Annotated in this window: 17 protein-coding genes; 16 read left to right on the top strand and 1 reads right to left on the bottom strand. The window is 39.3% G+C overall.

Translation table 11 applies throughout. The annotated features are described in order from the left end of the window. Window positions 1-154 precede the first annotated feature (154 nt). The 16 genes from C6W18_RS06570 (at window position 155) to C6W18_RS06500 (ending at window position 18,891) form a co-directional block, all read left to right on the top strand. Entirely contained in the window at window positions 155-1,180 is a 1,026-nt protein-coding gene (locus C6W18_RS06570) for a methionine ABC transporter ATP-binding protein (RefSeq protein WP_105926783.1), read from the top strand. Then, entirely contained in the window at window positions 1,173-1,841 is a 669-nt protein-coding gene (locus tag C6W18_RS06565; RefSeq protein ID WP_024423401.1) for a methionine ABC transporter permease, read from the top strand. The genes C6W18_RS06570 and C6W18_RS06565 overlap by 8 nt, the downstream gene beginning before the upstream one ends. A gap of 14 nt (window positions 1,842-1,855) precedes the next feature. Next, on the top strand, window positions 1,856-2,677 hold the full coding sequence (gene metQ, locus C6W18_RS06560) for a methionine ABC transporter substrate-binding lipoprotein MetQ (protein ID WP_034316965.1): 822 nt from the start codon (window positions 1,856-1,858) through the stop codon (window positions 2,675-2,677). A gap of 104 nt (window positions 2,678-2,781) precedes the next feature. Then, on the top strand, window positions 2,782-3,150 hold the full coding sequence (locus C6W18_RS06555; protein ID WP_003212803.1) for a carboxymuconolactone decarboxylase family protein: 369 nt from the start codon (window positions 2,782-2,784) through the stop codon (window positions 3,148-3,150). Window positions 3,151-3,365: 215 nt separating this feature from the next. Next, on the top strand, window positions 3,366-3,503 hold the full coding sequence (locus C6W18_RS20015; RefSeq protein ID WP_167331417.1) for a YuzK family famiily protein: 138 nt from the start codon (window positions 3,366-3,368) through the stop codon (window positions 3,501-3,503). A 210-nt stretch (window positions 3,504-3,713) separates the two neighbouring features. Next, window positions 3,714-4,499 (top strand): Fe-S cluster assembly ATPase SufC, encoded by a 786-nt coding sequence (gene sufC, locus C6W18_RS06550; protein WP_034316968.1) that lies wholly within the window; start codon window positions 3,714-3,716, stop codon window positions 4,497-4,499. Between the two features lie 18 nt (window positions 4,500-4,517). Further along, on the top strand, window positions 4,518-5,831 hold the full coding sequence (gene sufD, locus C6W18_RS06545; protein ID WP_105926781.1) for a Fe-S cluster assembly protein SufD: 1,314 nt from the start codon (window positions 4,518-4,520) through the stop codon (window positions 5,829-5,831). Beyond that, the gene (locus C6W18_RS06540) at window positions 5,831-7,051 is read left to right on the top strand and encodes a cysteine desulfurase (protein ID WP_105926778.1); all 1,221 of its coding nucleotides are present in this window, start codon (window positions 5,831-5,833) and stop codon (window positions 7,049-7,051) included. Before sufD ends, C6W18_RS06540 begins: the two co-directional genes overlap by 1 nt. Beyond that, on the top strand, window positions 7,041-7,487 hold the full coding sequence (gene sufU, locus C6W18_RS06535; protein WP_012011181.1) for a Fe-S cluster assembly sulfur transfer protein SufU: 447 nt from the start codon (window positions 7,041-7,043) through the stop codon (window positions 7,485-7,487). The genes C6W18_RS06540 and sufU overlap by 11 nt, the downstream gene beginning before the upstream one ends. Before the next feature lie 17 nt (window positions 7,488-7,504). Beyond that, window positions 7,505-8,902, top strand: coding sequence for a Fe-S cluster assembly protein SufB (sufB, locus tag C6W18_RS06530; protein WP_105926776.1), 1,398 nt, complete (start codon window positions 7,505-7,507; stop codon window positions 8,900-8,902). A 236-nt stretch (window positions 8,903-9,138) separates the two neighbouring features. Further along, on the top strand, window positions 9,139-9,705 hold the full coding sequence (locus C6W18_RS06525) for a TetR/AcrR family transcriptional regulator (protein ID WP_142392787.1): 567 nt from the start codon (window positions 9,139-9,141) through the stop codon (window positions 9,703-9,705). Window positions 9,706-9,763: 58 nt separating this feature from the next. Then, complete coding sequence (locus tag C6W18_RS06520) at window positions 9,764-11,632, top strand: alpha/beta fold hydrolase (protein WP_105926772.1); 1,869 nt, start codon at window positions 9,764-9,766, stop codon at window positions 11,630-11,632. A 733-nt stretch (window positions 11,633-12,365) separates the two neighbouring features. Beyond that, window positions 12,366-12,944 (top strand): restriction endonuclease subunit S, encoded by a 579-nt coding sequence (locus tag C6W18_RS06515; protein WP_105926770.1) that lies wholly within the window; start codon window positions 12,366-12,368, stop codon window positions 12,942-12,944. Window positions 12,945-12,948: 4 nt separating this feature from the next. After that, complete coding sequence (locus C6W18_RS06510) at window positions 12,949-16,005, top strand: type I restriction endonuclease subunit R (RefSeq protein WP_105926768.1); 3,057 nt, start codon at window positions 12,949-12,951, stop codon at window positions 16,003-16,005. A gap of 42 nt (window positions 16,006-16,047) precedes the next feature. Continuing rightward, window positions 16,048-17,256 carry a restriction endonuclease subunit S gene (locus tag C6W18_RS06505; RefSeq protein ID WP_105926766.1) on the top strand — a complete coding sequence of 403 codons (1,209 nt, stop codon included), beginning with the start codon at window positions 16,048-16,050 and terminating at the stop codon, window positions 17,254-17,256. Between the two features lie 18 nt (window positions 17,257-17,274). After that, window positions 17,275-18,891, top strand: coding sequence for a type I restriction-modification system subunit M (locus tag C6W18_RS06500; protein ID WP_105926764.1), 1,617 nt, complete (start codon window positions 17,275-17,277; stop codon window positions 18,889-18,891). A gap of 332 nt (window positions 18,892-19,223) precedes the next feature. On the opposite strand, the gene C6W18_RS06495 is transcribed toward C6W18_RS06500, so the two are convergent. Next, window positions 19,224-20,429, bottom strand: coding sequence for a DUF418 domain-containing protein (locus C6W18_RS06495; protein WP_105927422.1), 1,206 nt, complete (start codon window positions 20,427-20,429; stop codon window positions 19,224-19,226). Window positions 20,430-20,633: the final 204 nt, after the last annotated feature.

Here is a 20,633-nt window from a genome sequence, read left to right as displayed (position 1 = left end):
AAGGCGTATTTGAAATAAAAGGCCTTTCTGCTTGCGTTGCAGTTAGGTCTTTTTTACTGACCTGGCAACAGGCTAGAGTCATGACAGCACGAAGAATAAATGAACGTATGTGATGGCAACCTATAGATTCAGCAAGAAAGCAGGTGAGCAGACTGTGATCCATTTACAGAATGTATCAAAAACGTACCACTCAAAAAGCGGAAATGTTGATGCCGTGAAAGACGTCAACTTGGATATTGGTAAAGGTGAAATATTCGGAATTATCGGGTATAGCGGTGCCGGAAAAAGCTCGCTTATTCGCCTATTAAACGGTCTGGAGCTGCCAACAGAAGGAATTGTTGAAGTGGCAGGCAACCGGATCAATGAAGTATCGAATGCGAAACTTCGGAAAGCAAGACAAGAAATCAGCATGATTTTCCAGCACTTTAACCTACTTTGGTCAAGAACAGTGAGACAAAATATTATGTTCCCGCTTGAGATCGCAGGTGTACCTACATCGAAACGGAGAGAGCGTGCGAATGAACTGATTAAATTAGTCGGTTTAGAAGGAAAAGAAAATGCGTATCCGTCTCAGCTTAGCGGCGGACAAAAGCAGCGTGTGGGGATTGCGAGAGCATTAGCAAATGATCCAAAGGTTCTTCTTTGTGACGAAGCAACATCAGCGCTTGATCCGCAAACAACGGATTCTATCCTTGATCTTTTAGCGGATATCAATAAACGTTTAGGGCTGACAATTGTGCTCATCACACACGAAATGCACGTCATTCGCAAAATTTGTCATCGCGTCGCGGTCATGGAAAATGGACGCATTGTCGAAGAAGGCGAAGTATTACGCGTCTTCAGACAGCCGAAGGAAGAGATGACGAAGCGATTTGTACAGCAGCTTGCTGAACCAGAGGAAGCGAAAGAAACAATCGAGCACGTCTTAGAGCGTGTAAAAGAAGGTCAGGTCGTACGGTTGTCCTTTATTGGCGATTCTGCCGAGCAACCGCTGATCACTGAAATCATTCGATCCTTCAATGTCGATGTAAACATCCTTCAAGGAAAGATTTCTCAAACGCAGGAAGGCGCGTTTGGAACACTCTTTATCCATATAAATGGAGAAGAGACCGAGGTAGAAAAAGCCATCGCCTATATCCAAAGCAAACAGGTTGAAATTGAGGTGATGACACATGTTTGAGAAATGGTTTCCGAACGTTGATCTAGACGTCATCTGGAGTGCAACAGGTGAAACAGTGTATATGACACTCATTTCATTGGCATTTGCTTTTGCAATCGGGATTATCCTAGGACTCCTGCTCTTCCTTACAGGAAAAGGCGGTCTTTGGGAAAATAAACCGATCAATGCTGTCATCGGTGCAGTCGTCAACATTTTCAGATCGATTCCTTTTATCATTTTAATTATTCTTTTATTAGGGTTCACGAAATTCTTAATGCATACAATTCTAGGTCCAAATGCAGCACTCCCTGCCCTTGTCATTGGGTCAGCTCCATTCTATGCACGTCTTGTCGAAATTGCACTGCGTGAAGTAGACAAAGGAGTCATTGAAGCAGCACGATCAATGGGAGCTAAAACGTCTACGATTATTTTCAAAGTATTGCTGCCAGAATCATTGCCAGCCCTCATTTCAGGTATTACCGTAACAGCTATTGCTCTAATTGGCTCTACTGCGATCGCAGGTGCAATTGGAGCAGGCGGACTTGGTGACCTTGCTTATGTGGAAGGATACCAATCTGGTAATACAGATGTCACACTTGTAGCTACTGTGTTTATTCTCATCATCGTCTTTATTATTCAAATAATCGGTGATTTGATTACAAATAAAATTGATAAACGTTAAGGGAGGATTTATTCATGAAGAAATTGATTTTAAGTGCACTATTTCTAGCATTTGCAGGCATCTTAGCTGCATGCGGTTCATCTAATAACGCAAGTGATAGCAAAACCATTACGGTTGCCGCTTCAAAAACACCCCATGCCGAGATTCTTGAAGAAGCAAAACCACTTCTAAAAGAAAAAGGCTACGATCTAAAAGTGAAAGTACTTAGTGATTATAAAATGTACAACAAAGCGTTAGCTGAAAAAGAAGTGGATGCAAACTTTTTCCAACATATCCCTTACTTAAACGAAGAAAATAAATCAAACAAAGATTATAACCTAGTAAGTGCTGGTGCTGTTCACCTTGAGCCTTTTGGTATCTACTCTAAGAAATACAAATCAGTCAAAGAGATTCCAAACGGCGGAACGATCATCATGACAAACAACGTAGCTGAACAAGGCCGTATGCTTGCACTATTGCAAAATGCTGGTGTCATTAAGATTGATCCTAAAGTTGATACAATCAACGCAACAGTAAAGAACATTAAAGAAAACCCGAAGAACCTAAAGTTCAAAAAAATCGCTCCTGAACTAACAGCGAAAGCTTATGAAAACAGTGAAGGCGATGCCGTGTTTATTAACGTCAACTATGCGATTCAAAATAAATTGAATCCGAAAAAAGATTCAATTGAACTTGAGCAAACAAAGAACAACCCATATGCAAACATCGTGGCGGTTCGCAAAGGTGAAGAAAAATCAGATAAGATCAAGACATTAATGGAAGTTCTTCACTCTGATAAAATCAAAGAATTCATCGACAAAAAATATGACGGTGCTGTACTACCGGTATCTGAATAACAATGTGTTAACCTCGCTTTCATCAAAGCGAGGTTTTTTTGTGTATTTTTTCAAATCTCGCTCATAATAAAAACGTACAAATGACCTGAAGGGATGGAATCAAGATGAACGAACAGCATATGAGCGGATCCATGCAGCAATCACTGACTGATTATAAAACGGCAATGGGTGAATTTCAGAAGAAAATGCCGGTGTTTGGGAAGAAATTTAATGAATTTACGGAGCAGTGCTTCCAAAGCGATTCATTAACGCAAAAAGAAAAACAAATGATTGCCCTTGGCATTAGCATTCATGCACAGGATGAATACTGCATGATTTATCATACAAAGGGAGCGCTCGATCAAGGGGCGACAGAAGAGAATTTACTAGAGGTCGTTAGTGTGGCGGCAGCGTTCGGAGGCGGGGCAGCCCTTAGCCAAGGAATCACTGTCGTTCAGCAATGTATTGATGAATTTGGAGGACAGACGCATTAATAGAAGGAAAACATGGTATCTTTCCATCTCGGAGAGTTGAGTGCTTCTCATCCGAGTGTGTGAGAAAATATGCCAGCATAACGCGTTATATCCCTTTTGAGTGAAGCAGCATTCCTTTGATATAATAAAGCTACACTAAAAGAAGGGAATGGTTTATTATTTGTTCGGACCAGAGTACACTGGGATTGGATTATACCGCCGAGATGGAAAAGGCCATGCATAAATCTCATGGCATGAGCTATGCAGAGTACGAAAGAGACCATGACTTACGGATGAAAGTGGAATATAAACGAGAGCAGTCCTATCGAGATGAGAAAAGGCAGCTCGCAAAAATGAATATACGAGGCTATTGATAGCTAAGGGGCGGGGAGAACAGTTTCCCGTCCTTTCTTTATGGAAACAGTCTTTTCGACATAAATCCTTTTATCTACCTGCATTTTTTGTTAGAATTTTGAGAGCATCCTCTCACGCATATCGTGAATGTGTTGTATTCAGTTTTAATTTGTTATAAAATTAGAATGAGAATAAATTGAGAATAATGATTATTTTGGAGGTATCGATATATGACTGCTTCGACATTAACAATTAAGGACTTGCACGTTGAGATTGAAGGGAAAGAAATCTTAAAGGGTGTAAACCTCGAGATAAAAGGTGGAGAATTCCACGCAGTAATGGGACCAAACGGTACAGGTAAATCTACTTTATCTGCTGCCATTATGGGTCACCCGAAATATGAAGTCACAAAAGGTAGCATCTTGCTTGATGGCGAAGATGTACTTGAAATGGAAGTAGATGAGCGCGCTCAAGCAGGTCTTTTCCTTGCGATGCAATACCCATCTGAAATCAGCGGTGTGACAAATGCTGACTTCCTTCGTTCTGCTATTAACGCACGCAGAGAAGAAGGCGATGAAATCTCTCTTATGAAATTCATCCGCAAAATGGACGAAAACATGGAGTTCCTTGAAATGGACCCAGATATGGCACAGCGCTACCTAAACGAAGGATTCTCAGGCGGGGAGAAAAAACGCAACGAAATTCTTCAATTAATGATGATTGAACCAAAGATCGCCATCCTTGACGAAATCGATTCTGGTCTTGATATCGATGCCTTGAAAGTTGTTTCTAAAGGAATTAATCAAATGCGCGGCGAAAGCTTCGGCTGCTTAATGATCACTCACTATCAGCGTCTACTGAACTACATCACACCAGATCATGTCCATGTGATGATGCAAGGACGTATCGTGAAATCTGGCGGACCAGAACTTGCACAGCGTTTAGAAGCAGAAGGCTATGACTGGATTAAAAAAGAGTTAGGAATTGAAGACGAAACTGTTGGTCAAGAAGCGTAAGCGTTAGGAGGATTATTGATGACATTAGAAACGAAATTATCAGTAGATCAAGATTATGTCAAAAGCTTCTCCGAGAAGCATCAGGAACCGGCATGGATGAGTTCCCTTCGCTTACAGGCTCTTGAAAAAGCAGAAGATCTCCCAATGCCAAAGCCTGACAAAACGAACATTTCAAAATGGAATTTAACCAATTTCAAACAGCATACAGTCGAAAGTGCGCCATTTGCATCATTAGAAGAGCTTCCAGAAGAAGTGAAATCGCTGATTGATCTAGAGGACACGGATAAGACGGTCTACATTCAGCGTGATCAAACGCCAGCATACTTGTCTCTTTCAGCTGAAGCAAAAGACAAAGGCGTGATCTTCACTGATATTCATACAGCGATCCGCGAACATTCAGATTTAGTGGAAAAATATTTCATGACAGACGCGGTGAAAGTGGATGAGCATAAACTAACAGCTTTACACGCTGCTTTAGTTAATGGTGGAGCTTTCCTCTATGTACCGAAAAATGTAGAGCTTGAAGCACCAATTCAAGCAGTCTACCTTCATGAAAATGACGAAACCACGTTGTTCAACCATGTCATTGTCGTAGCGGACGATCATAGTGCTGTCACATATGTAGAAAACTACATTAGTACTGCAAAGCCGGAAGAAGCGATCTTCAACATCGTTTCTGAAGTATTTACAGGAGCAAATGCTCGCATCACATACGGTGCAGTAGATAACCTTGCAGAAGGTGTCACAGTGTATGTGAACAGACGCGGTATGGCAAATGGCCGTGACAGTAAAATCGAATGGGCGCTTGGCCTTATGAATGATGGAGACGTAGTGTCTGAAAACATCACAAAGCTCATAGGCGATGGCACATTCGGTGATACGAAATCAGTTGTTGTTGGCCGCGGGAATCAAACGGAAAACTTTACAACAAGCATCATCCACTTCGGTAAAAACTCTGAAGGGTATATCTTGAAGCATGGTGTGATGAAGGATCAAGCATCCTCTATCTTTAACGGAATTGGTAAAATCGAGCATGGTGCAACGAAGTCAAATGCAGAACAGGAATCACGTGTCCTCATGTTGAGTGAGAAAGCACGCGGTGACGCAAACCCAATTCTTTTAATCGATGAAGATGATGTAACAGCAGGGCACGCTGCTTCTGTTGGACGTGTAGATCCAATTCAATTGTATTACCTCATGAGCCGAGGGGTTTCCAAAGAAGATGCAGAAAGACTTGTCATTTATGGCTTCTTAAATCCAGTTGTCAAAGAACTGCCGATTGAAGGAGTTAAAAAGCAGCTCGTTTCTGTGATTGAAAGGAAAGTAAAATAATGAATATCAAAGACGTTCGTGAGCAGTTTCCAATCCTTCATCAGCAAGTGAACGGACATGATTTGGTGTATTTGGACAGTGCGGCGACTTCTCAAAAACCAAGAGTGGTCATTGATGCAATGAATGAGTATTACCGGTCTTACAACTCGAACGTCCACCGGGGTGTTCATACCCTTGGAACAAAAGCAACGGACGCATACGAGGGTGCCAGAGAGAAAGTTCGTGCATTCATCCGTGCTTCATCTGTCCAGGAGATTATTTTTACTAGAGGTACAACAACAGCACTGAACACAGTGGCGATCAGCTATGCAAGAGCAAACCTCAAAGAAGGCGATGAGATTGTCATTACGCACATGGAGCATCATGCGAATATCATCCCTTGGCAGCAAGCAGCAAAAGCAACTGGCGCCACATTAAAATATATTCCGTTACAGGAAGACGGCACGCTATCGCTTGAAGATGTGAAGCAAACGATCACACATCAAACGAAAATCGTCGCTGTCACACATGTCTCAAACGTACTAGGAACCATCAACCCGATTAAAGAGATCACCAAAATTGCGCACGATCATGGTGCCATTATTGTCGTCGATGGTGCGCAAAGTACCCCGCACATGCAAATTGATGTTCAGGATCTAGATTGTGACTTTTTCGCATTCTCTGGGCATAAAATGTGTGGACCGACTGGTATCGGTGTGCTTTACGGGAAGAAGGACCTTTTGAATAATATGGAGCCTGCTGAGTTTGGCGGTGAAATGATCGACTTTGTGGATCTATATGATTCCACTTGGAAAGAGCTGCCGTGGAAATTTGAAGCGGGAACACCGATTATTGCAGGAGCAGTCGGACTAGGAAAAGCGATTGATTTCTTAAATGAAATCGGTATGGAGGAAGTCAGCCGTTACGAGCATCAGCTTGCCACTTACGCGCTTGAGCGCTTTAAGGAGCTTGAAGGTGCGACTGTTTATGGACCGCAGCACCGGGCTGGACTTGTGACGTTTAACTTAGACGACGTCCATCCGCATGATGCGTCAACTGTTCTGGATACAGAAGGTGTCGCCATTCGTGCTGGACATCACTGTGCACAGCCGCTCATGAAATGGCTTGGTGTATCAGCGACTGCAAGAGCAAGCTTCTATCTGTATAATACAGAAGAAGAGATTGACGAGCTCATTGCAGCGCTCCGTAAGACAAAGGAGTATTTTACGAATGTCTTTTAATGTAAACTTAGACACACTGTACAGACAAGTGATTATGGATCATTATAAAAATCCGAGAAACAAAGGTGTGTTAAACGACAGCATTGTCGTCGATATGAACAACCCAACGTGTGGTGACCGCATTCGTCTTACGATGAAAATCGAGGACGAAAAAGTCACTGATGCGAAATTTGAAGGAGAAGGATGCTCTATTTCGATGGCATCTGCCTCTATGATGACGCAGGCGATTAAAGGGAAAGATATTGAAACAGCTTTGAAAATGTCTCAGATTTTCTCCGATATGATGCTAGGAAAAGAATACGACGATTCCATTGATCTTGGTGACATTGAGGCGCTGCAGGGAGTGGCAAAATTCCCAGCCCGCATCAAATGTGCAACATTATCCTGGAAGGCGCTTGAAAAAGGCGCATCTGCCGAAGATAACGGCAAATCATAAGATTGGAGTGAAAATGGATGGCTAAAAAAATGCCAGATGTTGGTGAATATAAATACGGCTTTTCTGATAAAGACGTTTCCATTTTCCGTTCAGAGCGCGGACTGACAAAAGAGATCGTTGAAGAAATTTCTCGTATGAAAGATGAGCCTCAGTGGATGCTCGACTTCCGTTTGAAATCTCTTGAGCACTTTTACAACATGCCGATGCCACAATGGGGCGGAGATTTAAATGCATTAAACTTTGATGAAATTACGTACTACGTAAAGCCATCAGAGCGTTCAGAGCGTTCTTGGGATGAAGTACCAGAAGAAATCAAACAAACCTTTGATAAGCTTGGTATCCCTGAAGCAGAGCAAAAGTACTTAGCAGGTGTATCTGCTCAGTATGAATCTGAAGTGGTGTACCACAATATGAAACAAGACCTTGAAGACTTAGGGATTGTGTTTAAAGATACAGACAGCGCATTAAAAGAGAACGAAGACATCTTCCGTGAGCACTGGGCAAAAGTCATTCCTCCGACTGACAACAAATTTGCTGCGCTTAACTCGGCTGTATGGTCTGGTGGTTCCTTTATCTACGTACCAAAAGGGATAAAAGTAGATACACCACTTCAAGCATACTTCCGTATTAACTCTGAAAACATGGGTCAGTTCGAGCGTACACTGATCATCGTGGACGAAGGCGCACATGTGCATTATGTAGAAGGCTGTACAGCACCAGTGTACACAACAAACTCACTTCACAGTGCGGTAGTTGAAATCATCGTGAAAAAAGGCGGCTACTGCCGTTATACAACGATTCAAAACTGGGCAAACAACGTCTTCAACCTTGTGACAAAACGTACGGTATGTGAAGAGAATGCGACAATGGAATGGATTGATGGTAACATCGGTTCTAAGCTGACAATGAAATACCCAGCGGTTATCCTAAAAGGTGAAGGCGCTCGTGGTATGACATTAAGTATTGCCCTAGCAGGTAAAGGTCAGCACCAAGATGCAGGTGCAAAAATGATTCACCTTGCACCAAACACATCTTCAACGATCGTATCGAAATCGATTTCCAAACAAGGCGGGAAAGTCACATACCGCGGAATCGTTCACTTCGGACGCAAAGCAGAGGGTGCACGCTCAAACATCGAGTGTGACACACTCATCATGGATAACAAATCAACATCTGATACAATCCCTTACAATGAAATCTTAAACGACAACATTTCATTAGAGCACGAAGCAAAGGTATCAAAAGTATCAGAAGAACAACTTTTCTACTTGATGAGCCGCGGAATTTCTGAAGAAGAAGCAACAGAAATGATCGTCATGGGCTTCATCGAGCCATTCACAAAAGAACTACCAATGGAATACGCAGTTGAAATGAACCGCTTGATTAAGTTTGAGATGGAAGGTTCTATTGGTTAATAAAAAACATTGATACACAACGCTTTTTGAAGGCATTTAATTTCGAGTGATACCACTTGTTAATTAAAGGCCTTCATGGCGTTGTGTTTTTTAGTGAATGGGGAAAAGTATACAGTGTGAATCCTCAACAAATGGCTTTAGTTCGAGAAGCCAGGTCCATCCCTCCAAATAAACATAAATACTTGCAATATTTAAATTAGTACTATATAGTACTAATTATGACAAAGGTAAAATTAATGAATCAAAAACGTGTAATTGAAGTAGCTGCAACATTATTTTTAGAAAAAGGGTTTGCTTATACAAGCATGGATGAATTGGTACGTGTAAGCAAAGTATCAAAGTCTAATGTGTATTATCACTTTTCTAATAAGGAAGAATTATTAGAAGGGGTCGTTGATTATTGGATTGACATGTATCAATCTGCAATGGATGACGTACTGTCTCAGACCCAATTTTCAGTTGAAGATCGAATTCAACTGTTTTTAAAGCAATTATCACAAGGAGTTCAGTCGAGAGAGTATAAGGGGAGCTGTCCATTTATTACTCTTTATATTCAAAGCCCTGCAAAGGCCACACAAATAAAAGAAAAAATAGGTCTTTTTTTCACAGGATTACAAGAGAAAGTTTCTCTATTACTGAAACAAGGGGTAGAGAAGGGGGAATTCATACATACGATTCAGATTGATGAGGTGGCATCACTTTTTATGACAAATCTTGAAGGAGCGTTATTTCTTTCAGAAACATTGAAGGATGCCACTGTCATCACAAAGACAGCAGATCATTTATTTAACTTGCTTCGATAAAAGAAGCATTTTTTTTACATCAAATTAGTACTGTTTAGTACTAAAAAGGAGCCTTCATATGAAAACAGTATTTTTAATTGGTGGAACGGGCTTTATTGGGAAGCAATTAGTCGAAGAATTAGTGAAAGAGGATGTGAACATTCTTCTTTTAGTAAGGTCGAAAAGCAAAGCAACACGCATTTTTCAAGAAAGAGGCATTTTAAAAGAGGCAGTGATGCACTTTGTTGAAGGTGATTTGACGAAAGTTGATTTGGGTCTAAGTGCTGAAGATCAGGAGAGGGTATTGAAAACGGATGTGATCATTCATGCAGGTGGACCCATGGATATTCAAGCAACCAGTAAAGAGGCAGCTTCTGTCTTTTTAAATGGCGCCAAATACATTAGTGAGTTAGCTAAAAGTATTCATCAATCGAAGGGCTTGCAGCAATTTATCCATGTTGTCGGTTATATGAGCCCCTTTGATGATCAAAATAGCAAGATTGCAATTGACGTGTTTGAAGAAGGAAACGATTATTTGAAAATAAAAAATCCTTATGAGAGGACAAAATTTTTAGCAGATCTTTATATCCGTCAACAGGCATCAGCTGTAGGTTATCCGCTTTCTGTCATTAATCCGCCAACTGTCGTTGGTAGTAGTAAAACAGGGAGTACAGAGCAAATTGCAGGATTGGGTTTGCTTGTAAAGAGTATGCGAAGAGGGCTCATGCCGGTGATTCCTGGAGGTAAGGACTATCGGTTACCACTTATTTCAAACGATGAGTTTGCGAAGTTTATTGTACAGGTTTTCAAGTTGGAGCAGCCGGCTATTCAAACATATACACTTGTTGAAGACAAAGAGCACGATCAGAACATTGCTGAGTTATTAAGTATGATGTCGGAAAGTATGAATATGAAGGCACCAAAAATCTCTGTCCCAATGCCACTTATGAAAGGAATAATGAAAAGTGGAGTAAGTAAAATAACAAAAATTCCTTCCGATGGACTGAATTTTATGACAAAACGAACATTTTCAAATGCTTCAACGAAAAAAATGATGGGAGGAGAGTGGTTTAAGAAGACGAGTGTCATGAAGTTTTTACCTGCCGTAGTAGCTGATCTGGATTATCGAATGATGTATCAAAATGGCCAGTATCATTATTTATTTAAACGAACATTATGCGATCATAATACCCTTTACCAATTACAAGGAGAGGGCAAACCGTTTATTTTATTACATGGGTTATTGAGCGATGGAGAGGATTTATTTCCTTTAGCACAAGCGCTTCATGAAAAAACGGGTCAACCTGTATGGATCTTGGATCTTCCAGGCTTGGGACGTTCTCCTTTTAAACGAGAGAAAAATCTTCTAGATATCTATTTGAATGTAGTGAAAAAGTTATTGGAGAAAGCTGTGAATGGTGCACATCTAATTGGCCATTCATTCGGTGCATTTATTCTTCTGAAAGCTTTGGCACAAGATTACATAGATGATAAGAAGTATTCAATCACTTTACTTCAGCCGCCTGTTGCTAAAAAAAATGCTAAATCGCTACCTCAATTGATGAACAAATGGTCATTAAAATTGGCAACTCCTCATTTGATAGAGCGTTATTTATTAAGACATGGTTTGTTTGAAAGGACGGAGAGCATCCCTGAATATTATATTGAAAAATTAAGTAACAGTTTTACTTCTCCTAGAATTTTAAATACGACGGTTCAGCTTAACGATTTATTACTGAAAAACGATCAAGGAGATTTCAATGAAGCAACAAAGTATAAACTTCACATGATTTGGGGGAATTATGACAAAGGCTATTCTGCTCCAACGCATCTTGGTCAGGTTGATTTTGTTCCATATGGCCATCATTTTCCTCTTAGCCATCCGAGTGAAACGGCAGCATTAGTCATAAAAAATAGCATACTAGCAGATGAGAGTGTGGGTAAATAAAAAGTGTGTAGTAAGATCTTGGGGCAGTTGTATTTTCTTAGATTGATGGTGATGTGGGCACACCTACAAATAAGCTTGAGATGGAAGGTTTAATCGGTTAAATTTTAAAAAACTATATTTATCAAGGATTGAATAGTGTAGAAGGCGAACTTTTGAAGTTCGTCTTCTTCTATTTTTCAGTAATATCTAGATAAATGCCCACTGTTGTTTGAATAGATTTATGCCCCAAAGCACTTAGAAACAAAATAAAATTATTCCTCATTAAAGAAGTAGTATTACGCATGTGTATGTTTTAAAACCATGTGTACCTTTATATTTTGTACATTTTACTGTGTCTTGAAAAGTTTCCTTAAGCACACCAGTCATGAGGAGACGAACGCACTGTGAAAATAGAAAATTGTAACCAATGGGATTACTTATGATGAGATTTTAAAGGCTTCTGTTTGTTCGTGTGGAATTTTAAAGCTGAATTTGGTTTTAGCGGTTTGAGGTAGTTTGTGGTAACAAAAATGACATTGAATAGAGGATGCATTTTCGCAATGATAGTTTAATAAGTTGCGCGGTAGAGTAAAGAATCGGGAATTACAAAATAGTTTCAGTAGGCTTTTTCAAAAACGATAATATGAAATACATAAATATTTCATATTATCGTTGACGAAGTAATCTCGATATGCTTTAATTTGTAATATAGAAATATTTCAAAAAATCACATCTGTGATTAGGGGCGATTTATTTGGAGAAAAGAAAATTAAATGAATTTGTAACGTTCGTTCCTGGTATTAATCCAACAAGAGCACAAAAGCAGTTTGAAACTCAAAAAATAAATTATTATGACCAAGCGTCTTTTGAAGCTGATTATCATCGTGAGGACGTAGCTGTTGAAGAAAAGGCAAAACCTTTATTTCAAAGTAACCTATCGTTAAATGAAGGTGATGTTGTTATCAGTAACTCATTGCAGCTAGCAACAATTGTCGGAAAAAATAATGTTGGTAAAGTGTTGTCTCTCAACTTCACAAAAATAGAGTTTGATAGCGAACAACTTGATAAGAGATATTTTCTTTTCTTGTTTAATGCTTACAAAGATGTGAAGCAGCAAAAAGAAAGGGGGTCACAGGGGACTGGCCCTATTCTAAGAATTCCGCTTCGTGCGCTTGGGGAAATTATCGTTCCTGTTGCTCCGATCGAGGAACAGAAGAAAATAGGCGCTATATACGTAGAAACACTGAAGCTGCAAAATAAGTTAAGCCAATATGCAGACTTGATTGGGCAGTTTACGAGCTCGGTAATAGAAGGAACATTAAAGGGGGAGTAATGAAATGAAAAGTCAATCGGAATTAGCATTTGAAAATGAAGTTATCGATTATTTGACCAAAATCGGTGGAGTAAAACAATGGGATTACAAAAAAGACATTAAAACAACTGAACAACTTTGGGATAACTTTAAAATAATCCTAGAACAAAACAATAGCGCACGATTAGATGAGCCCTTGTCTGTTACTGAATTTAACCAAGTGAAGAAAATCATCACTAGTATCGAATCACCTTACCAGGCCGGACAGTTTTTGTATGGCGTTAATGGTGTTTCTGAAATTGAAGTTGACCTTGATAATGGTAGACATGTGTTCTTGACAGTATTCGACCAAGCCCAAGTCGGTGGCGGGAATACCGTTTATCAAGTAGTAAATCAAATTAAGCGGCCAAAAGTTGTTGATGGTAAGCCGACTCGCAGGTTTGATGTGACTTTGCTCATTAATGGTTTGCCGATTATTCAAATTGAATTAAAGAAAGCACTTCATAGCGCTACGGAATCTTTAAATCAGATGGAACAGTATATAGCTGAAAAACAATTCAGCGGTATCTTTTCAACTTTGCAGATTTTAATCGCGATGACACCGTTTGATATTCGTTATATGGCAAATACCCCACTCGAAAACTTTAACCGAGCTTTTGCTTTCAACTGGCAAAATGAAGATGATGCTCGCCCTATTCGATCATGGAAGACGTTTGCGGATAAAGTGTTGTCCATTCCAATGGCTCATGATTTGGCAACACGTTACATGGTACTAGATGGTACAAAAAATAAAGAAAGTATCAAAGTCATGCGTCCCTATCAAGTCTATGCCACAAAGCGTGTACTTGATAAAGTTAGAAAGTTTGACTTTAAATATGATGGTGGTAAATTAGGATACATTTGGCACACGACAGGCTCAGGTAAAACAATCACAAGTTTTAAGACAGCGTGGCTGGCAAGCCGCCTATCAAATGTAGATAAAGTGATCTTCTTGGTTGACCGGATCGCACTTACCAACCAAACAGCAGATGCTTATAAAGCCTATGATCCTGTTGCTGGTTTTGAAGGGAAAACTGGTGTTGTGGGTGACACAGCCAATATCTCAGACCTTCATCGCAAACTAACGAAGAAAAGCGATAAGAACATCATTGTGACAAGTATCCAAAAAATGTCACGTTATGTAGTGCGGGACAGCTTCAAGCCACTTAATGAAAATATTCTTTTTATTGTGGATGAAGCCCACCGATCAACTGGCAGTGGTACTGAAAATGAAGGGATGCTTGAATCGATTCGAAAAGCAGTTCCTAATTCTGCTTGGATTGGTTATACTGGTACACCAAAATTCCCTGAAACACGAGAAATCTTTGGTGAACTATTACACGCATATACCATTAAAGAAGCGATTGCGGATAAAAATGTATTAGGGTTTAACGTTGAATTTAAGGAAACGATCGAAGCTCCCGAAGATCCTACCGAAGATGATATTGATGATAATATTCGTGGTAGTGTTTATGACTATAGTCCAGAACATGTGAACTTAGTAGTGAAAGACATCTTCGATAACTGGAAGAAACGTTCAAATGAGCGTAAATATAATGCCTTGTTTACAGTTCACGTTGGTGGTAATAAAGCAAGTACACCAAGAGCGATGGATTATTTCGATAAGTTTGCAGAAGAGAATGCGAATCGTCCAGCAGATCAACGATTAAAAGTTGCGGTGAGTTTCTCGGCAGATACATCCAATAGTGTTCATCAACTGAAAACGAACGAGAACTTGCACAGAGCTATCAAAGCCTATAACGCAACGTTTGGTACAGCTTTTGATATGACGACAGTTAAAGCCTACACAGAAGACTTAGCAAGACGTTTGAACAAGACAACTGATGATGGCAACTATTTAGATTTAGTCATTGTTGTGGATCAACTTTTGACCGGTTTTGATGCACCTGAGATGAATACGCTCTATATTGATCGAACGCTTAAGGGTGGGAACTTGATTCAAGCATACTCACGTACAAATAGAATACATAACCTTGTCGATAAGCCTTGGGGAAATGTCGTGAATTATCGTTGGCCGGAGCAAAACGAGTATGAAATGAATAAGGCTTTTGCTATTTATTCAAATCGTGCATCTGCCGACGAACAGCTTCCACTTGAAGAATTGAAGAAAGGCAACGAAGAGTCTGGTATTACTTCTAAACCATTTAGCAAGGTCCAAGCTGAGATGCAAGAAGTCATCAAGAAGCTTTCCACGCTCACAGACGATTTTATACAATTACCACCAAGTGAAAAAGCACAGGATGAAGTTTTTGAGAATCTGAAAGAGTATAATCGTTTGTTAAGTCAGTTGAAACAATATACCGAAGACGATGATAAAAATCCTATTTCCGTCTATGATAATCCCGAAGAGTTTTATGAACGTCTTGGTATTACTGAAGAGCAGGAAGTTATTTTAACAACTGTCATTGCTGGTGAGTTGAAAGAACGACGTGCAAAGCGAGAAGACATTGATATTTCTCAAGTCAATCTCTCTATGGTTCATATTCACGATGTGACCATCAACTATGATTATTTGATTGATTTGATCGCCCGGATGGCTGATGAAGTGCATGCGAACGAAATGTCGAAAGCGGAAAGTACACGTGATGAAATCCAAGTTGAAATCGCCAAGTCTGACAATGAAAAAGAAAAATCTAAGGTGAGTCATTTTGTATCTAAGATTTTCTCAAAAGAGTTTGAATTTGATCATTATCCAGCACCTCGAAGTGTTGAAAAAATGAACCAAGCTATGGATAAAGCACAAAAGGATACGAATATCCAACTTCTAACGAACTTCATCCGTACTTGGGGACTTGATAACAGCACAAAACCTAAGGAACTTGAAAACTTGATTAAAAAACACCGATTAGGTCAAGAAGATATGGATAAACAAGGGGAGTTAACCGCAATCTTGAATGACGCAAGGGCTGATTATAAAGAAATTGCAGTTGAAGAGATTGCAGCTTTAAGTTGGGTTCGGTATCGAATTGAATTTCGTAAAGCATTTTACGAAATGGCCGACGAAATTAAGAAGGGGGAATAGTCAAGTGATAAAATTATACAGACTACAAAAAGGAGATCAGAAATGAGCGATAAAATAACAAAATCACCTCAAATCAGATTCACAGGATTTACCGATGCTTGGGAACAGCGAACATTCTCTGAATTAGTTAATCGTGTATCAAAATCTAGTGAAGTGGATGAATTGCCACGAGTTGAATATGAGGATATTGTTTCAGGTCAAGGGGAACTAAATAAAGATATTTTTACCAAAGAAAGTGATAAAAAAGGTATTGAGTTTGAATTCGGAGATACATTATTTGGAAAATTGCGTCCGTATCTTCAAAATTGGCTATTAGCTGATTTTAAGGGTATTGCCGTAGGTGATTGGTGGGTTTTACGTCCTAACGAAATGGATAGCAAATTCATTTATAGTTTAATTCAAAGTAGCAAGTACCAAATTGTAGCCAATCTATCAACTGGCTCAAAAATGCCACGTTCAGACTGGAATGTTGTGTCACAAACTGAATTTTCTGTGCCTACAGATAAGGGAGAACAAGCGAAAATTGGACAGCTTTTCAACCAACTAAACCACCTCCTCACCCTTCATCAGCGTGAGTTGGGACTGTTAAAGGATACGAAAAAAAGTCTACTTCAGAAAATGTTTCCGAAAGATGGAGCCAATATTCCAGAAATTCGCTTTGCAGGATTTACTGATGCTTGGGAACAGCGTAAGTTAGAAAGTATTTGCGGAAAAATCAGAAATGCTTTTGTTGGTGTAGCAACGCCATATTATGTGGAAGGTGGTCATTTTTATTTAGAATCAAATAATGTTAAGGACGGACAGATAAATAGAAATAAACAAGTGTTCATCAATGATGAATTTTACAAAAAGCAAAAAAATAACTGGCTTCATACTGGTGACATAGTTATGGTTCAATCTGGACATGTTGGACATACAGCAGTGATTCCTGAAGAATTAGATAATACTGCTGCTCATGCTTTGATTATATTTTCAAACTACCGAGAAAAAGTTGATCCATACTTCTTAAATTATCAGTTTCAAACCCATAATTCAAAAAAGAAATTGGGTAACATCACAACTGGTAATACTATAAAGCATATTTTGGCATCCGAGATGAAAAATTTTCAAGTTGATATTCCAAAATACGAAGAACAAAAAAAGATTGGTAACTTTTTTAAACAACTGGATGACACTATCACTCTTCATCAGCGTGAGTTAAATTCACTTGAAAATTTGAAGAAAACACTGCTTCAACAAATGTTTATATAAGAAAAGGAGATGACACAAATGAGTAATGCAAAAGATATTACATCAAAACTATGGGGAATGGCTAACAAACTACGTGGGACAATGGATGCAAGTGAGTACAAGAACTATATTTTGCCATTTATGTTCTATCGCTACTTATCAGAAAATCAAGATGAATACTTAAAAATCAATGATCTGGAAGAGTTCTACGAAGTGACAGATGAAACTGAAAAAGAAGATTATCTTGAGGAAATTAGTAAAGGTATCGGATATGCGATTGATCCTGCCTACACTTGGGACAAAATCGTATCAAAAATTGAAAATCATAAAATCAAAGCTAGTGACTTCCAAGATATGTTTGACTCATTCAATACAAATGCAAAACGTAACGCGATTGCAGAAGCTGATTTTGCTAATGTATTTTCAGATGTTAACCTTGGGGATACACGTCTAGGTTCAAGTACAAATGAACGTGCAAAGGCTTTGAATGATATCGTGTTGATAATTAACGAGTTCACTTTCAAAGACGATTCAGGGCACGACATTTTGGGTGACGTTTATGAATACTTAATTGGACAATTTGCTGCAAATGCTGGTAAAAAAGGCGGGGAATTTTATACACCTCATGAAGTTAGTCAAATCCTAGCAAAGATTGTGACGAATGATGCAGATGGATCTGACGGTCAATTCCGTGTTTATGACCCTACAATGGGATCAGGTTCACTTCTTCTAACAGTCCAAAAAGAATTGCCAAATGGTGATGAAGAAGGAAGCGTTGAGTTTTACGGTCAAGAGTTAAATACGACGACTTATAATTTAGCTCGCATGAACTTAATGATGCATGGGGTTAACTATCGCAATATGGAGTTGAAACGAGCAGACACACTTGATGCTGACTGGCCATTTGCTGAAAAAGATGGCACACAAATTCCTTTGAAGTTCGACGCTGTCGTATCAAATCCCCCATACTCTCATAAATGGGATACAAAAGACGTTGATCGAGAAAAGGATACACGTTTCAAGGGTTATGGTGTAGCACCTGCATCTAAAGCAGATTATGCTTTTGTACTGCATGGACTTTATCATTTAGACAAAACTGGAACAATGGCTATCGTATTGCCGCACGGGGTACTATTCCGAGGTGCTTCTGAAGGTAAAATCCGCAAAAATATCATCGATAATAATCTATTAGATACTGTTATTGGATTACCTGCTAACTTGTTTTATGGCACAAGCATCCCAACCTGTGTCTTGGTATTTAAAGGTCGTGAAGCTCGCAAGAATAAAGACATATTATTTATTGATGCTTCAAATGAGTTTGTAAAAGGAAAGAACCAAAACAAACTCTCCCCTGAAAACATCGACAAAATTATTGAAACATACAGTAACCGTAAAGACGTTGAAAAATATGCTCATGTGGCATCTTTGGATGAAATCAAAGAAAATGATTACAATTTAAACATTCCACGTTATGTCGACACGTTTGAAGAAGAAGAAGTAATTCCACTTTCTCAAGTGGCTCAAGAGTTGGTAGAAGTTAAAGCAGAAATCGCGAATTCATATGATAATTTGTTTGGGTTATTGAATGAGCTGGAAGGGACAACAGATGAAGCCAAAGAAGAACTGAGTAAATTTATCAATCTTTTAGGTAAATAATAGTTTGAGAAAAGTGCTAAGGATTTAAAAACTTGGCTCTTTTTGGCTTTTAATAAATACGTTCTTGAATAACAATTATTTTATGTGGCTTCAGTATATATCAAATTCGTATGCAACAACCGTGAACAATTTAAAATAATAATCTCTTTTAAAACATTTGAAGAAATGACTTTATATCAAAGATTTGACCGGTTTTATTGTTAATTAGTTCGTGCCGTTACGAGCAACATTAATCAAGTTTCGAGATGGAAGGTTCAATCGTAAATCAATATCGAAAAAGGCGAACTACTTTCAGTTCGCCTTTTTCTTACTCTTTTTAGCTGCCATGTCAGTTATTTCGCCACATGGAATGTATTTGATTTTGGTTTGTCATGTACTTTTCCATACGTCAGCTGCCGCCAGATAAACTCCATCGGTCCGTACTTAAACCGCTTTAACCAAAACGTACTGAAAAGCACAAGGAAGGCATACACGCCAATTCCAATGAAGAACGTACCAGCCGGCTGAAGGTGATCGACAAGCCCCGCTCCATACTTTAGAAATAGCATGGTTCCAATGATCGAGTGAAGCAAATAACAGGTCAGGGACATCCGTCCGACTTTTGTAAAGACCATTAAAGCACCTCGCAGCTGAGGAACGTGCAGAAATAGCATCGCAAGTGAACTCATATAGAACATACTGCCAGTTAATCCGCCGTTTTGTTCAAGGGCAGAGATAGTGTCCATCCAGAGCGTATTTTCAAAAGGATTGACCGCCGTAATGATCGTACTGCCTTGTGTGATGAGAAAAGCGATTGTACAAATGATCCAAATGCGATTCCAAATCGCTTTTTTCGCCTCCATGTTTTTAAAAAACTCCATTTTTACAAAATAAACACCAAGTAAAAACATGAAGAACATGGAATAGACCGTGAAAAATGAGCTGGAAGCCATCGTCACCATATCGGCCCATCGATCACCAATGGATGCTAGATAAGTCAGGCTGTTGTGGCTAGACAGCTCGAAATCAGCAAAATCCGGCTTGCCTGATGATCTCGTACTGATGGTATTGAGCAGCATTGTGAATAAAGGCGTGAGCAATTGAATCACAAAGAGTGTGATCAGCCAGTACAGGATGGTTTTGGCTGTGCGTTTGTAAAAGAAAAGCAATAAAAAGCCAGCGACTGCATAATAGGCCAAAATATCACCAATCCAAACAAAGGTGACATGCAGAAGGCCGAATCCTAAGAGAATCGTTAATCTGCGAGCAAACAGCTTGTTCGGACTGTCCACCTTCTGAGCAGCTCGATCCATAAAAATCATAAACCCAACCCCGAATAGAAAGGAAAATAACGTAATGAACTTCCCTGAAGCAAACCAATTCACCAAGTTGTGAAATACATCATTTGATTCCATTTCGAACCCCTTTGCCGAATCCACGATCAAAAAGTAATTGACCAGAATAATTCCCATTAAGGCGAATCCCCTTACGATGTCTAAGAAATGAACCCGATCCCGCAGACTCATCGGTTGTCCGTGTGCTACTTTGTTTGCATTCATATCCATGCTCCTTTTCCTGTTATGATAGATGTGATTCGGATCTGATCATTGATCCTTACAATGAATCAATATAAAGACCAATTCTTAACAATTTATGAAGAAGCAATTTTTGGGAAATAAATGTGACAAATTGATGGCAGACCTTCACTTTCATATCCTGTTAAGATTTATACCGTATTCTTTTCAAGTAGCTAGATGATATAT

Source organism: Bacillus sp. LLTC93 (genome assembly GCF_002993125.1).
In the GTDB taxonomy this organism is placed as follows: domain Bacteria; phylum Bacillota; class Bacilli; order Bacillales; family Bacillaceae; genus Bacillus; species Bacillus zhangzhouensis.
This window is presented reverse-complemented; position numbering and strand designations above follow the sequence as displayed.